13 protein-coding genes and 3 tRNA genes are annotated in these 15,566 nt (G+C 50.9%); 11 read left to right on the forward strand and 5 right to left on the reverse strand.

Annotated features, from left to right (window positions below; all coding sequences use genetic code 11):
* The first annotated feature begins 18 nt into the window (after window positions 1-18).
* From uvrC to rplY, 9 genes are all read left to right on the forward strand, one after another.
* A complete protein-coding gene (gene uvrC, locus L1D43_RS06745) occupies window positions 19-1,848 on the forward strand; it encodes an excinuclease ABC subunit UvrC (RefSeq protein WP_239850423.1) in 1,830 nt (609 codons plus the stop codon).
* 47 nt (window positions 1,849-1,895) lie between these two features.
* A complete protein-coding gene (pgsA, locus tag L1D43_RS06750; RefSeq protein ID WP_041511375.1) occupies window positions 1,896-2,453 on the forward strand; it encodes a CDP-diacylglycerol--glycerol-3-phosphate 3-phosphatidyltransferase in 558 nt (185 codons plus the stop codon).
* A gap of 140 nt (window positions 2,454-2,593) precedes the next feature.
* A tRNA-Gly gene (locus L1D43_RS06755) sits at window positions 2,594-2,669 on the forward strand.
* 12 nt (window positions 2,670-2,681) lie between these two features.
* Window positions 2,682-2,755 (forward strand) — tRNA-Cys (locus tag L1D43_RS06760).
* A 39-nt stretch (window positions 2,756-2,794) separates the two neighbouring features.
* Window positions 2,795-2,881 (forward strand) — tRNA-Leu (locus L1D43_RS06765).
* Between the two features lie 352 nt (window positions 2,882-3,233).
* A complete protein-coding gene (locus tag L1D43_RS06770; protein WP_239850424.1) occupies window positions 3,234-3,800 on the forward strand; it encodes a prepilin-type N-terminal cleavage/methylation domain-containing protein in 567 nt (188 codons plus the stop codon).
* Between the two features lie 152 nt (window positions 3,801-3,952).
* Window positions 3,953-5,329, forward strand: coding sequence for a L,D-transpeptidase family protein (locus L1D43_RS06775; protein ID WP_239850425.1), 1,377 nt, complete (start codon window positions 3,953-3,955; stop codon window positions 5,327-5,329).
* Between the two features lie 110 nt (window positions 5,330-5,439).
* On the forward strand, window positions 5,440-5,988 hold the full coding sequence (locus tag L1D43_RS06780) for a DUF882 domain-containing protein (RefSeq protein ID WP_239850426.1): 549 nt from the start codon (window positions 5,440-5,442) through the stop codon (window positions 5,986-5,988).
* A 136-nt stretch (window positions 5,989-6,124) separates the two neighbouring features.
* Window positions 6,125-6,412: a 50S ribosomal protein L25 gene (gene rplY, locus L1D43_RS06785; RefSeq protein ID WP_041511371.1), complete on the forward strand. Its 288-nt coding sequence runs from the start codon at window positions 6,125-6,127 to the stop codon at window positions 6,410-6,412.
* 50 nt (window positions 6,413-6,462) lie between these two features.
* Here the strand turns inward: rplY and L1D43_RS06790 are convergent, their stop codons facing one another.
* The 4 genes from L1D43_RS06790 to sodB all read right to left on the reverse strand — a co-directional run bounded on the left by L1D43_RS06790 (window position 6,463) and on the right by sodB (window position 12,213).
* Window positions 6,463-7,995: a SpoVR family protein gene (locus tag L1D43_RS06790; protein ID WP_239850427.1), complete on the reverse strand. Its 1,533-nt coding sequence runs from the start codon at window positions 7,993-7,995 to the stop codon at window positions 6,463-6,465.
* An 8-nt stretch (window positions 7,996-8,003) separates the two neighbouring features.
* Entirely contained in the window at window positions 8,004-9,272 is a 1,269-nt protein-coding gene (locus L1D43_RS06795) for a YeaH/YhbH family protein (RefSeq protein ID WP_041511369.1), read from the reverse strand.
* A 48-nt stretch (window positions 9,273-9,320) separates the two neighbouring features.
* Window positions 9,321-11,255: a PrkA family serine protein kinase gene (locus tag L1D43_RS06800; protein ID WP_041511368.1), complete on the reverse strand. Its 1,935-nt coding sequence runs from the start codon at window positions 11,253-11,255 to the stop codon at window positions 9,321-9,323.
* A gap of 373 nt (window positions 11,256-11,628) precedes the next feature.
* The gene (gene sodB, locus L1D43_RS06805) at window positions 11,629-12,213 is read right to left on the reverse strand and encodes a superoxide dismutase [Fe] (protein WP_239850428.1); all 585 of its coding nucleotides are present in this window, start codon (window positions 12,211-12,213) and stop codon (window positions 11,629-11,631) included.
* Window positions 12,214-12,444: 231 nt separating this feature from the next.
* Here sodB and L1D43_RS06810 point away from each other — a divergent pair, with 231 nt between their 5' ends.
* A complete protein-coding gene (locus L1D43_RS06810) occupies window positions 12,445-12,795 on the forward strand; it encodes a Grx4 family monothiol glutaredoxin (protein WP_011865633.1) in 351 nt (116 codons plus the stop codon).
* A gap of 117 nt (window positions 12,796-12,912) precedes the next feature.
* Here L1D43_RS06810 and L1D43_RS06815 read toward each other — a convergent pair whose 3' ends face one another.
* Window positions 12,913-14,148: a uracil-xanthine permease family protein gene (locus L1D43_RS06815; RefSeq protein WP_041511366.1), complete on the reverse strand. Its 1,236-nt coding sequence runs from the start codon at window positions 14,146-14,148 to the stop codon at window positions 12,913-12,915.
* 197 nt (window positions 14,149-14,345) lie between these two features.
* Between L1D43_RS06815 and L1D43_RS06820 the strand changes: the two genes are divergently transcribed.
* Window positions 14,346-15,494, forward strand: coding sequence for a DUF2066 domain-containing protein (locus L1D43_RS06820; RefSeq protein WP_239850429.1), 1,149 nt, complete (start codon window positions 14,346-14,348; stop codon window positions 15,492-15,494).
* Window positions 15,495-15,566 lie beyond the last annotated feature (72 nt).

Consider the following 15,566-nt stretch of genomic DNA (forward strand, 5'->3'; position numbering starts at 1 on the left):
CGCGATGATGGGCTCGATGTGACAGACAGCTTCAATGCGACCCAATTTTTAAAAACCGTTTCTTCCTCCGCCGGCGTCTACCGTATGTATGACGCCGATGGTGTCGTCATCTATGTGGGCAAGGCGAAAGATCTCAAGAAACGCCTAAGCTCCTATTTCAGACGTAATCTCCCTAACGTAAAGACTCAGGCACTGGTGTCTCACATCGCCAACATCGATGTGACCCTGACCCCCAGCGAGACAGATGCACTGATCCTGGAAAACGATTACATCAAGCAGTACATGCCCAGATACAATGTGCTGCTCAGAGACGATAAGTCTTACCCCTATATCTTCTTGAGTGGCCATCGACATCCAAGACTGGCCTATCACCGTGGGCCTCAGCGGGAGAAGGGCCAGTATTTTGGGCCTTATCCTAACGGCGGCGCGGTGAGAGAGAGCCTGCATCTGATGCAGAAGCTGTTTCCTATCCGTCAGTGTGACGATCTTTACTATAAGGCGCGTTCTCGTCCCTGCCTGCAATATCAAATCGCCCGCTGCAGCGCCCCCTGTGTGGGTAAGGTAAGCGATGAGGATTATGCCGAGCAAGTGAAGTTGGCGAGCCTGTTTCTGCGGGGCAAGGATCAGCAGGTGATCGCCACCTTAGTTGCTAAGATGGAACAGGCGGCGATGGCGCTCGATTATGAAGAAGCCGCCCGTTATCGCGACCAGATCAGTGCGCTGCGCCGCGTCGCCGAGCAGCAGGAGGTCTCCAGCGATTCCGGTGACATGGATGTGATTGGCGCCTACTATGCGTCGGGGATCGCTTGTTTTCATCTGCTGTTTATTCGCAGCGGTAAGATCTTCGGTAGTCGCAGCTATTATCCTAGTGTGCCCGACGAGACAGAGGTCAGCGAGGTACTGCGCGCCTTCATGTTGCAGTTTTATCTGAATCTCGACAGCCAGCGGACATTGCCACGGGAGATAGTGGTCAGCCACGAGTTTGACGATATTCATGAGCTCGAAGATGCCATCGCTCAGGCTTCTAACAAGCGTCTGCTGATCAAGACCAAGGTGCGTAGCGAGCGTGCCAGTTTCTTGCGTATCGCCGATGCCAACGCCAAAAATGCGGTTGAGACGCGGCTGTCTCATCAAAATACCGTCGAAGAGCGTTTCCTATTGTTAGAAGAAGCGCTGGAGCAGAGCCAGGCGATCAATCGCATGGAATGTTTCGATATCAGCCATACCATGGGCGAGAGCACGGTAGCCTCCTGTGTGGTCTTTAACCGCGAAGGTCCGGCCAAGGGGGAATATCGCCGTTATAATATTAATGGCATCACCCCGGGGGATGATTATGCGGCGATGAAACAGGCGATCGTCCGCCGCTTCGACAAGATAGAGGCGGACGGTAAGATACCCGATATCCTGTTTATCGATGGTGGTATGGGGCAGCTGAGAATTGCCCAGAAGGTGGTGAATGAAAAGTTTGCCCATCTGGATGTTGCGCCGACACTTATCGGCGTGGCCAAGGGGGAGGGGCGTAAGCCTGGACTCGAGACTCTCATCTATGGCGAAAACGAGGTGGCCTTTAGTTTGCCGGCAGATTCAGGTGCGCTGCACCTGATTCAACACATTCGCGATGAGTCGCATCGTTTTGCCATCACAGGCCATCGTAACAAACGTCAGAAGACGCGTAATACCTCGACACTCGAGTCTATCCCGGGTGTCGGACCAAAGCGTCGTAAGGCGCTGTTGCAATACCTCGGGGGATTACAGCAAGTTAAGGGAGCCAGCGTAGCGCAGTTGTCTAAAGTGCCGGGCATTAGCCTAGAAATGGCACAAACAATACATGATGCGTTGCGAGGGTGAGAAAATTAAGGCAAGATTGGCGCTGCTTTTAGATAATTGGTTTTCACATGCCGTTTAATGTACCGATAGCTCTCACATTTTTTAGATTAATATTACTACCTGTTTTTGTAGTGCTTTTTTACGTGCCCTATAGCTGGTCACCCTTTGCGGCAGCCTTCGTTTTCTGGCTGGCGGCGGTGACCGACGCATTAGATGGCTATGCGGCGCGAAAATTACAGCAATCGACCCGATTCGGTGCATTTTTGGACCCGGTGGCCGACAAGATCATGGTCACTACGGCGTTGGTACTCTTGGTCGCCGAATATCAGAATATCTGGTTGACCTTGCCTGCGCTGTTTATGATTGGCCGCGAGATAGTGATCTCTGCATTGCGTGAATGGATGGCCGAGATAGGGAAGCGCGGTGCGGTGGCTGTGTCCTGGATAGGTAAATATAAGACGGCGGCGCAGATGGTGGCCATCATAGGTCTGATCTGGAAGCCCAATGATTTTCTGACTTATACGGCTATGGCGCTGTTTTATGTGGCGGCTATCCTAACGTTTTGGTCTATGGTGAGCTACATTATGGCCGCCTGGGCAGATCTTACCGACGAATCGAACAATTAAAATGCAATGCGATCACTTAGTGTGCAAACAGTGCATTAAGGTGAAATAGGGCGTTGACACTTGAGGGTAAATCGGTAGAATGCCATTCCGCAGTCAGGGGAAACATTGGTAAGACGCTGACGCGAAATAAGATGAAACAGGCGACATTAGCTCAGTTGGTAGAGCGATACCTTGCCAAGGTATAGGTCATCGGTTCGAACCCGATATGTCGCTCCAATCTTAGCCTAAGGCGCGATGGCAGAATGGCTATGCTGCGGATTGCAAATCCGTCGATCTCGGTTCGACTCCGGGTCGCGCCTCCACTTTATGTTTTAGTGCAACTATGCGGTAAAACACACTTTGCCCGAGTGGTGGAATTGGTAGACACAAGGGATTTAAAATCCCTCGCTGGTAACAGCGTGCCGGTTCAAGTCCGGCCTCGGGTACCATCATTTGATGACAAAAAGGCCTCAACGTAAGTTGGGGCCTTTTTGTTTGTGAACAAACTCTGTTTACCCATTATAAATCATAGCCTTATCTTACTTTTATCATGTAATTGTTGGGGGTTGGGTAAGTTAGGGGAGTTGCGAATAAGCCCCGAATAAGCCCCGAAGGGCGTGGCCAACAGGCCTATCTGCTGTGTTGTGCTTCTTGCAAAGGACTTGGGCCATTAGCCGCGAACCGCGCCTGCATCCAGGTCTGTAAGCCGACGCAGAGCACACATGGGACCTGTTTGCACCTTCCTCAGTAATACAACGAACGAATTGTTTAATGGATCCATTATTAAGGTCGTGAATCTATATGCGTAAAATGAGCGGGTTTACCCTGATTGAGTTAGTCGTGGTGATAGTGGTGTTGGCTATTCTGGCGGTGGTTGCATTGCCCAGATTTGTTTCATTGAGCCAGGATGCCCACGACAGTGCGGCGAAAGGGACATTTTCTGCCTTTACCTCAGGTGTGTCACTCTATCACAGCTGTTGGGCCGCTTCTGGGGCCAGCGGCCAAGTGGTAGATCTAGCCTGCTTTGGCGACGGTACAATTGACTCGACCACCACAGGTTATCCATTGGGTAAGACGACGCAAACCGGCGGCAACAATGGTACCCAGTTGCAAGGTGATTTCTGTCGTCAGCTTTGGGAAGGTTTGTTAGATAACAGCGACCACCAGTTGGCATCTCATGATGACGCGTCATTTGGCGGTTCGACCGATATTATCTATTGGTACTCAGGTGGGGACCTAAGCCTCAGTAACACCTATTGTTACTTTAACTATATTCGTGACAACCGTGAAAAAGGGAACGAAAACTGGCAACTAAGGTATTACCCAGCTACGGGGAAAACCCTAATCACACGCTCTACCCTGAGTTGATAGCCCACTCCACCCAGCATTAATTGCCGCTCTAATCCGCTGTATCAACATGCCCGGTTTGTATGGACCGGGCATTAGCTTATAAAAAATCCGTCTTTAGTCACCTAGGTTGGCTTGAGATCTATGAGCCATAATTATCCAAGGAGGTATTTATGGCTTTGAGATGCATTTTCATATTGCTTCTGCTGTGCTGGTCTAGCCTGGTTGTAGCCGACGAGCGACTCGCCGCAGCAAATCAGGCGTTGCTTAATCAGATTGAGGTGATTCATCTTGCCGATGCTTCCAGCGAGTTTGACCATTATCGTCAACAGCTAGCGGCAGAGAAGCCGTTGCCCCCCGAAAAGCTCTATCCCATTGCAGAGGCGGCAGCCAAATTCTGGCAGCGTCAGGGGATACCGACCGGAAATTTTTCCTTTGAGCTTAAGGATCCCTTTGCCGCGGTGATCGCCAGCGAGCCCCAAGTGCCAGACTATCTGATGTTGAGTAATCGGGTGCGTTATCTGTTGTGGTTGGTCGGTCATGAAACATGGTCGCCACTGGCCGTGGAAGGCTGGTTAAGGCTTGGCGATAGCCATAGGGCGATCCCAGAGATAAGAGCGCGCCTGCAGGCCCTTGGCGACTACCCCCAGGGCGATACCAGTGAGCAGTATTTTGATGAGACGTTAAAAGAGGCGCTGATTAAGTTTCAGACCCGCCACGGCCTTAAGCCCGATGCCATTATTGGCCCCGCCACCTTGGGTTGGCTTAATCGCACCCCAAGAGCGCGCGCGCAGCTGCTAGCGTTTAATTTTATTGGCCGGGCTAAATATCTTGCTGGCATAGGGGAGCGTTATCTGCTGATCAACATCCCCGCCTACGAGATGTGGCTGGTGGATGACAATCGCGTGGCACTTAAATCTAAGGTGATCGTCGGTAAGCCCTACCGCCCGACGCCCATTATCAGTGGTGAAATAAAAAATTTGGTACTCAATCCCAGTTGGCGGGTGCCCCGTCGCTTGTTAACCCATGATCTGCTGCCCAAGGTGAGGGAGGATGGCAGTTATATCAGCAGCCGAAATTTTGAGGTGTTTAATTATCAGGGAGAGCGTGTCATTAAGAGTGACGATGAGTGGCGCGACATCGCCAAGGGCAAATTTCCCTACCGTCTGGTGCAAAAGCCTGGAGTTGGCAATACGCTAGGGCGCTATAAGTTCTTCTTTCCTAATGAGTATAGCGTTTATCTCCATGACACCTCAGACAAGGCCTTGTTCCAACGTAGTGACAGGGCGCTCTCATCGGGTTGTATTCGGATTGAAAAGGTTGAGCAGTTAGCCAACTGGATGGCTTCGCATCTGGTGCGTGATAAGCAGACCTGGGTGCGCATGCAAATTGAGCGAGATAAAACTCAATGGTTTGCCTTCGATGCTGGCCTGCCGATACATCTGGTGTATTGGACCTCGTGGCTGGACGGCGACAATGTTGCCCAGTTCAGGGACGACATATACAAAAAGAATCAAAATATTAGCCTGAGTCTTCAGGCAGCTAAATAGCCGCTAGCCCAGTGTTTATCAGGCTTAGGCATCAACTAACACTTGATCTCCCCGCTATTTAAGGTTAATTTGTCCGCTGTTTTGGTTAAAAAGTAAACGGTGGTGTTGATGTGACGATAGTTTGTCCTGCGCGTAGGCAGTTGTTATTAGGCCTAGGTGGTGTAGCAATGTTTTCTATGGTGCCGTCTAAAGCTCGAGCGAGCCGCTCGACACAAGGAGTAAGAACCTTAGGGTTTTACAATCGACACACTGGAGAACGGGGGCAGGGAAGCTATTGGATTGATGGTGATTATCAAACAAATACCTTGAATGATTTTAATCACCTGTTGCGAGATCATCGTCAAAACGAAACGGCGCCCATGGATAAGCGTCTATTCGATCTACTGTTCTCGCTGAAGCAGACCTTACAGGTTGATGAAGACTTTCATGTGATCTCAGGTTATCGTTCGCCTAAGACCAATCAAATGCTGGCCAGTCGCAGTTCAGGTGTTGCGAAGAAGAGTTATCACATGAAGGGGATGGCGATGGATATCGCGTTGCCAGACGTCAACCTTAAAGATTTGCGTGATGCGGCGATCTCCCTTAAACTCGGTGGAGTAGGCTATTACCCAAGCTCGGGGTTTGTGCACGTCGACACCGGCCCGGTCCGAACCTGGTAAGCTAAATGCCGGCGTTAACTCACTTAAGGTTTGTTAAAGCCGGATCACTGTGCTAGTATTCGCTCGCTTTAAATGAGGTCATCGTTGGTCGAAAACGATGGCCACCTATATTACTATTGATTTAAGTGAGTAAATTATGTCTTACACAATTACCGCACAAACCCGCACTGAAGTTGGGAAAGGTTCGAGCCGCCGCCTACGTCATGCTGGTAAAGTTCCTGCAGTTATCTATGGTGCGGGCAAAGAAGCCGTTTCTATCGAATTCGAACACCGTTCAATCATCAACATCCAAACTAACGATGATTTCTACAACAACGACATCACTATCGTTCTAGACGGTAAAGAAGTTAAAGTTCGTGTTCAAGCTATGCAACGTCACGCGTTCAAGCCTATGATCGAGCACGTGGATTTCAAATTCGCTTAATGGCGAGTCTGAAATAAAAAAAGCGCCCTGGTGGCGCTTTTTTTATGCCTCTAAGCCGCAGGTTCGGATTCCGAAAGCTTCTCCGGGCAGCTGGCAATCACTATTGGCTCGCCCTGTTCGTTGAGCTCCTCCAAGGTAACATTAAAGCCCCAAAGCCTGTGCAGGTGTTTGACCACCTCCTGGCAGCTTTTGTCCAGAGGAATGCGATTGATGGGGATGTAGCGTAGGGTCAAGGAGCGATCGCCAGAGATGGCCACGCTTTGCACCTGAATGTTGGGTTCAAGATTTGACAGATTGTACTGCTGGGACAGTGTCTGACGGATCTCCTGATAACCCAGGTCATCATGAATCGCCGAAATGCTGAGGTAGTTCTTCTTGTCATCGTCTAAGATGCTGAAAAACTTGAACTGACGAATGATGTTAGGCGACATATATTGGCTGATAAAGCTCTCGTCTTTAAAGTTTTCCATGGCGAAGTGCAGGGTATCTAGCCAGTTGCTGCCGGCGATATCGGGAAACCAACGCTTATCCTCTTCGGTGGGTGACTCGCAGATGCGGCGGATGTCGACAAACATGTTAAAGCCCAGGGCATAGGGGTTGATGCCTGAGTAGTAGGGGCTGTTATAGCTCGGCTGGGCGATCACATTGGTATGGTTTTTCAAGAACTCTATCATGAAGCGGTCGGAGACCAGCCCCTCGTCGTAGAGGTGGTTGAGAATAGTGTAGTGCCAGAAGGTAGCCCAGCCCTCGTTCATCACCTGAGTCTGCCTCTGAGGATAGAAATACTGCCCCATCTTGCGTACGATCCGCACTATCTCCCGTTGCCAGGGCTCGAGCAGGGGCGCATTCTTTTCGATGAAGTAGAGAATATTCTCCTGGGGCTCGGCGGGAAAATTGGGCGCAGCCTGCTGTTTCTGGGTGTCAGGGGTCAGTGGAATGGTGCGCCAGAGATCGTTAACCTGGCTCTGCAGGTAAGCCTCACGTTCCTTCTGACGGACCTTTTCTTCTTTGAGAGAGATCTCGCTGGGGCGCTTATAGCGATCCACACCATAGTTCATCAGTGCATGACAGGAGTCCAATACCAGCTCTACCTGCTCCTCGCCATAGCGCTCCTCACACTCTCTGACATAGTTTTTGGCAAACACCAGATAGTCGATGATCGAGCTGGCGTCCGTCCAGGTCTTAAACAGATAGTTGCTCTTGAAGAAGCTGTTGTGGCCGAAACAGGCGTGGGCCATCACCAGCGCCTGCATGGTAATGGTGTTCTCCTCCATTAGGTAGGCGATGCAGGGATCTGAGTTAATCACTATCTCGTAGGCCAGGCCCATCTGGCCGCGCTTATAACCTTGCTCGGTTTCGATAAACTTCTTGCCAAAAGACCAATGGGTATAGCCTATGGGCATGCCTATGCCCGCATAGGCGTCCATCATCTGTTCGGCGGTGATCACCTCTATCTGGTTTTTGTAGGTGTCCAGGCGGTAGTGATCCGCCACGCGTTCGATCTCAGTAAGGTAAGTTTCTAATAGCTCGAAGGTCCAGTCTGGTCCATCATTTAATACAGTGCGCTTCTTTTTTGAACTCATAAGGCCCCCTAAACAGCTTGTTTCTTAAACAGTTCTCTAAATACAGGGTAAATGTCCTCGGCCTGCTTAATGTGCTGAACTGCAATATTGTCGTGAGTCTTCTGTAGTCCTTCATATTCGCGCCACAGGGTTTGATGGGCGCGGTTGGTGATCTCGATATAGCTAAAGTAACGCACCACGGGCAGTAACTTGTGTTCCAGCAACTGCCGACAGGTGGGGGAGTCATCGGCCCAGTTATCACCGTCCGACGCCTGGGCGGCATAGATGTTCCATTCACTCTCGGGGTAACGCTCTCGCTGGATCTCATGCATCAGCTTGAGGGCGCTGGAGACTATGGTGCCGCCGGTTTCCTGGGAGTAGAAAAACTCGTGCTCGTCCACCTCTTTCGCCTGAGTGTGGTGTCGGATATAAACCACCTCTAGATTTTTATAGGTACGGGTAAGAAACAGATAGAGCAGGATATAGAAGCGTTTGGCCATATCTTTGGTGGCCTGATCCATGGAGCCAGACACATCCATGAGACAAAACATCACCGCCTGGCTAGAGGGGACCTCGCGTTTGGCGAAGTTGTTGTACCTGAGATCGAAGGTGTCGATGAAAGGTACCTTGGCGATCTTAGCCTCTAACTCTGCTATCTGCTCTTTCAGGGCGATGATCTTCTCAGCTTCCGAGCCGGGGGTTTGCTCAAGGGCCTCTAGCTCCGCCTTGAGCTCATTCAGCAGCGCCTTCTTCGAGGAGGACATGGCGATTCGACGGGCCAGTGATGAGCGTAGCGAGCGAATGATGTTGATGTTGGCCGGCACGCCATCGTTGGTAAAACCGGCGCGATAGGTTTGATACTCCACTAGCTTGTTGAGGCGATTGCGCTGCAGGTTTGGTAGTTCCAGATCTTCAAACAGCAACTCGAGGTATTCATCTTTAGAGATCTGAAATACGAAGTCATCCTGGCCTTCGCCGGAATTGGACGCATCTCCCTGACCGCTGCCTTGGCCGCCACCTTGAGGGGGTCGTTCAACCTTGTCACCGCGGGAGAATTGATCGTTGCCTGGGTGAACGCGCTCGCGCATGCCGCCCTGTCCCTGATGAAAGGTTGGTTCGCTGATATCCCTAGTCGGGATACTAATCTTCTCGCCCTTATCTATGTCGGTCACGCTGCGCCGGGTCACGGCGTCACTGACGGCCTTCTTGATTTGTTGCTTATAGCGGTTGATAAAACGTTGACGATTTACTGTACTCTTTCCCTTAGTATTCAATCTTCTATCGATAAAATTAGCCATGCGCACCTCCCAAGACTAGCGGGGAGCAAGCTCCCCGTGTACGGGTGATCAAGATGATTTACGAACCCGTAAATACCACTCAGACAGGAGTCTGACCTGTTTCTTGGTGTAGCCTTTCTCCATCATGCGATTAACAAAGTCGTCGTGTTTACGCTGGTCGTCTGTAGAGGTCTTGGTGTTGAAGGAGATGACCGGCAGAAGATCTTCCGTGTTGGAGAACATCTTCTTCTCGATCACTGTGCGTAGCTTCTCATAGCTGGTCCATAGTGGATTTGAGCCCTCGTTGTTGGCCCTGGCACGCAGCACGAAGTTAACTATCTCGTTGCGGAAGTCTTTCGGGTTACTGATCCCCGCTGGCTTCTCTATCTTCTCCAGCTCGGCATTGAGCGCGGCGCGATCGAACAGCTGGCCTGTCTCTGGATCCCGATACTCCTGATCCTGGATCCAGAAGTCGGCATAGGTGACATAACGGTCGAAGATATTCTGGCCATATTCCGAATAGGATTCCAGATAGGCGGTCTGGATCTCTTTACCGATAAACTCGATATATTTAGGGGTGAGATAACCTTTTAAAAACTCCATGTAACGCTCAGCCGTTTCGGCAGGGAACTGTTCCTGTTCGATCTGACGTTCTAGCACATAGAAGAGGTGCACAGGATTGGCGGCGATCTCGCTATGGTCGAAGTTAAACACCTTTGAGAGGATCTTAAAGGCGAAACGGGTCGATAGCCCTTGCATCCCCTCATCGACGCCGGCATAGTCGCGATATTCTTGATAAGACTTGGCCTTGGGATCGGTATCTTTGAGGCTCTCACCATCATAGACCCGCATCTTAGAGTAGATAGAAGAGTTTTCTGGCGCCTTGATACGCGACAGTACGCTAAACTGCGCCAGCGTCTCCAGGGTATAGGGCGCACATGGTGCCTGAGCCAACTCTGAGTTGGTCAGCAGTTTCTCGTAGATCTGTATCTCTTCTGACACTCGCAGGCAGTAGGGCACTTTGACTATGTAGACCCTATCCAGGAAGGCTTCGTTGGTCTTGTTGTTTCTAAAGCTGGTCCACTCCGACTCGTTGGAGTGCGCCAATATGATGCCGTTGAAGGGCAGGGCCGACAGGCCTTCGGTGCCGTTGTAGTTGCCTTCCTGGGTGGCGGTCAGCAAGGGGTGCAGCACCTTGATCGGCGCCTTAAACATCTCGACGAACTCCATCAGGCCTTGGTTGGCACGGCACAGGGCGCCCGAGTAGGAGTAGGCATCGGCGTCATGCTGGGCGTAGTGCTCGAGCTGGCGAATGTCGACCTTACCCACCAGAGAGGAGATATCCTGGTTGTTCTCATCGCCGGGCTCTGTCTTGGCGATCCCCACCTGATCTAGAATGGCGGGGAAGACCTTGACCACCTTAAACTGGGAGATATCGCCGCCAAACTCATGCAGGCGCTTCACCGCCCAGGGCGACATGATGGTCTTTAGGTAGCGCTCTGGGATATTGTACTCGCGCTTAAGCAGCTCTCCATCTTCCTCTGGATTAAACAGGCAGAAGGGATGGTCGTTGACCGGGCTGCGTTCCCCTTTGGCGCTCAAGACATAGATGGGAACGTGTTGCATCAGCGACTTGAGCTTCTCGGCCAGAGATGACTTACCACCGCCCACAGGGCCGAGCAGATAAAGGATCTGTTTAGATTCTTCCAGCCCCTGAGCCGAGTGCTTGAGGTAGGCGACGATCTGCTCGATCGCGTCTTCCATACCATAGAAGTCTTTAAAGGCGGGATAGCGAGAGATAAGTCTGTTGGAGAAGATGCGGCTGAGCACAGGATCTTTAGAGGTGTCTATGACCTCTGGCTTGCCGATGGCGGTCAGCAAACGCTCGGCCGCCGATGCGTAGGCGATCCTGTCTTCTTTACAGATAGCCAGGAACTCTTGTAGCGAATATTCTTCGTCTAGTTTTTTTTCATAGCGCTGTTGATAATGCTCGAAAATGCCCATGTTCCACCCCCTGAAAAGCCAACGATATGTCTTAAGGGACAACTGAAAATCAGTGACCTACTACTAATAATAGTCTGTAAACGAGATCTGCGTATCAAAAAAGACAATAAAAACAATGACAAACAGTTGCAAATGCAATAGTTGCAACTGTTGCGGATGATTTGTGTGGGTTTGTGTGTAACCTTTTTAGGGGGCTAGCTCTTCCTCGGATACAAAGCAAACACAGGTATCTAAAATGCGTATTAGATAGCGGAAGTTCTGAGTCGTTGGCGGGTTTTATCTCACCGTAAACATGGCCGTATTTGCAAAGATGTACTGTTTCTTAGGCAATAAAAAAGGAGCCGAGAGGCTCCTTTTACACTGGGTCGAAAGATTAAGCAGCGAAGTTGCTGTTAACGAATTCCCAGTTAACCAGGTTCCAGAACGCTGCCATGTAGTCAGGACGAACGTTACGGTAATCGATGTAGTAAGCGTGCTCCCAAACATCAACAGTCAGAAGGGGGGTAACACCTTCTTCAGTCAGTGGGGTTGCAGCGTTGCTAGTGTTTACGATGGCCAGGCTACCGTCAGCCTTCTTCACTAACCAAGTCCAGGCGCTACCGAAGTTGTTAACGGCTGCATCGGTGAACTGTGCCTTGAATGCATCGAAAGAACCGAAGGCTGCGTCGATAGCTGCGGCGATGTCGCCAGTAGCTGCGCCGCCAGCGTTAGGCGCTAGACAGTTCCAGTAGAAAGTGTGGTTCCAGATTTGAGCTGCGTTGTTGAAGATGCCGCCAGTAGAAGTCTTAACGATCTCTTCTAGGCTTTTCTCGGCAAGTTCAGTACCTTCAACAAGACCATTTAGTTTCACTACATAAGTGTTGTGATGCTTACCATAGTGGTACTCGATGGTTTCCTGGGAAATATGGGGCTCGAGTGCGTTCTTCGCATAAGGCAGTGCTGGTAATTCAAAAGCCATGTTTTTTCTCCATTGACATTCAATTGTCTTTTTAGGTTTGCTCACAGATGCACATTCTACCTGATAAAGTTGTGATGTGAATCATTGTTTGTTTGATTTTTTCGATTAATTCAATCGGTATCCTAACTCAGTGAATAACCCTGAAAAAAGTAGGTTTTCGTTATCTGTGAACCTAGCGTACAATAGACTAAATTTGTTGACGTAGCTTTGCTGCAAAATTTAGGAAAGAAGATGGACACAAACGAAACTGTAGAAAAAATCAAACAGCAAATTGCTGAAAATCCTATCATCGTATATATGAAAGGGTCTCCTAAGCTACCTAGCTGTGGATTTTCTTCGCAAGTGGCGCAGATCATGATTAACTGCGGTGCTCAATTTGCCTATGTTGATATTTTGCAGCATCCCGATATCCGTGCCGAGCTGCCTAAATACGCGAACTGGCCTACTTTCCCACAGCTTTGGGTTGAAGGCGAGCTGATCGGCGGTTGCGACATCCTGACCGAAATGTACCAGAAGGGTGAGCTACAAACCCTGATCGCCGATACGGCGGCAAAATATGCAGATCAAGAGGGTGAGGCCTAATCACTGCTAAGGCATAGTCACAGCTAAGGCCTAGCCATAGTGATTTTGACTTCAGTCAGCTTGATATGTAAAAAAGCCCTTCGCATGAAGGGCTTTTTTGTGGCTGTTTGGAAGTCTTTAGGCGACTTCCTGCTCCTGATTGGCGTGAACCTCAGGCAGCAAGAGGTTCATGGTGATGGCCACTATGCCACATAGGCTTATACCTGTGAGACTGAAAGAGCCGATACCAAATGCCATACCGCCGATACCAAAGACCAGGGTGACACCCACGATGCAGAGGTTTCTTGGCTCGCTGAGATCGACGTGATTCTTAATCAGCGAATTAAGGCCGACGGCGGCGATCGAACCGAACAACAGACACATGATGCCGCCCATCACAGGCACGGGAATGGTCTGCATGAGGGCGCCGAGCTTGCCGATAAAGGCCAGCAAGATGGCGGTGATGGCGGTCCAGGTCATAATGGCTGGATTAAAGGCCTTGGTCAGGGTCACTGCGCCAGTCACCTCAGAGTAGGTGGTGTTTGGCGGTCCACCGAGTGCCGATGCGGCAATGGTAGCGATGCCGTCACCGCTCAGGGTGCGATGCAGGCCGGGCTTCTTCATATAGTCTTTGCCGGTGACGTTAGAGATCGCCAGGATATCGCCGATATGTTCGACGGCCGGGGCGATGGCAACGGGTATCATGAAGGCGATGGCATGCCAGTTAAACTCAGGCGCCACAAAGTTTGGCATGGCCAGCCAGCTTGCCTGGGCAACCGGGGAAAAATCTACCACACCGAAGAAGAGGCTGAGGCCATAACCGACTATGATGCCCGCCAAAATCGGCATCAGCTTAACGATACCCTTGGCAAAGATCGCCACTGTGATAGTGGTCAGCAGTGAGGCGAGCGAGATTAGCAGCGCATGTTCGGCGTCGACCAATACCAGGGCGCCATCACCACTCTTGCCCAGGGCCATGTTCACGGCGACCGGTGCCAGACCAAGACCGATCACTATGATCACCGGGCCGACGACAACCGGCGGTAGAAGGCGCTTGATGAAGGCATCGCCTCTAAATTTAACTAAGGTCGCCAGTATCAGATACACGCATCCAGCCGCCATCAGGCCACCCATGGTCGCGGGAATGCCCCAGGTCTGTACACCGTAGAGGATGGGAGCGATGAAGGCGAAGGAGGAGGCGAGAAAGATGGGGACTTGGCGTTTGGTCACGAGCTGAAAGAGCAAGGTGCCTATGCCGGCGGTAAAGAGGGCGACGTTGGTATCGAGCCCGGTTAACAGCGGCATCAATACTAAGGCGCCAAAGGCGACAAATAGCATCTGCGCGCCCTGTAGGGGGATTGCTAAACGTTTCATTGTTATTCTCTTTTTATGGCTAAACCGCACAATGTTAACGTCTTGCTAGCATATTTGCACTTATCTTGATCACATTCTCCGGCCTGCCTCGTCAATGGCGGGCAAAAAAGCGAATTTGCCCCTATTTGCAGACAGGCATGGTCAAGGCTTATGTGTTACACTGCCGCCATTGTATTCGTGAATAGATATAGATACGGATGTTTAAGAGTTTTTTATCTGTGATGCTTGCCGGTGCGCTTTGCGCCGCGAGCCTTAATGTAGCGGCCGTCGAGGTGACCGAGCTGGATAGAAGTGCGATTAAGATCGCCGACCGTAGCCAGCAGGTGAAGAATCAGGCGCTACGCCAGGCGATGGAAGAGGTGGTGTTGAAAAATACCGGCGATCGCATGGCCCTTAGCGAACCCCTGGTGGCTCAGGCTATTGCTCAGCCTACCGCCTATATTCGCCAGTTCGGATATCTGGAGCAGGGTGGCGAGCAGTATCTGCAGGCCTCGTTCGACCATAGCAAGATCATCAGTCTGTTGCGTGAGGCTAAGTTACCCGTGTGGGGCAAGCAACGACCACTAACACTCTTGTGGTTGGCCCAGGAAAATGAAGGCAAGCGTGAGCTACTCAATGACGCCTCAATGTTGGAGAGCCGTAGCCAGATTGCCAACCTCTCTCAGACCCGTGGCGTTCCTATGTTGTTGCCTATGATGGATCTGGATGATGCCATGGCCATCAGTGTCACCGATGTGCGCGGCATGTTTGCCGATACCGTGGCTAAGGCCAGTCAGCGTTATGGCAGTGACTATTTTGCCATGGTGTCACTGGACACTTTGCCCGACGAACTGGTGAATATTCAGCTCGCCCTCTATCCGACAAGCAGCGATCAGCCTTTATTTAACCCTTTGAGCACGCTGTCGACCCAGGTGAAGGGGATGGATGTGGCAGTCTCGGAGATCTTTGGGGCGATCAGTCAATACTATGTGGCACGTTATGCCATCGCCGATAGCGGTGAGGCCAACAGTACCCGGCTTACCTTTGTTGAGATCACCGACCGTCAGCAGCTGCTGGATATCGAGAAGTACCTGCATCAACTCAGCGCGGTTAAGTCAGTGTCGCTGACCAAGGTTCAGGGGATCAGCGCCGAGTTTTCTTTGGAGCTCTTCGGCAGCGAGGAAGATCTATATCGTTTGATCAGCCTGGAGCCCAAGATCCGCAGTATGGAGCCGGCAAACGGTTCGGCTCTGTTAGATAATCCCAATTTGTTAAACAGCCAGTCTGAATTGGGCGGCGATGAGATGGTGGATCCGTTATCATCGTCACAGACTCCGCGCCATGAGTATATTTGGCAAGGACGTTAAGGTAAGCTGGGCGCCTAATGGTAATAGGCTGAGTGCTAAATTAGGTCGCCCAGGCAATACACACATAAGATA

Source organism: Shewanella sp. Isolate8 (assembly GCF_022398495.1).
Classification (GTDB): Bacteria; Pseudomonadota; Gammaproteobacteria; order Enterobacterales; family Shewanellaceae; genus Shewanella; species Shewanella aquimarina.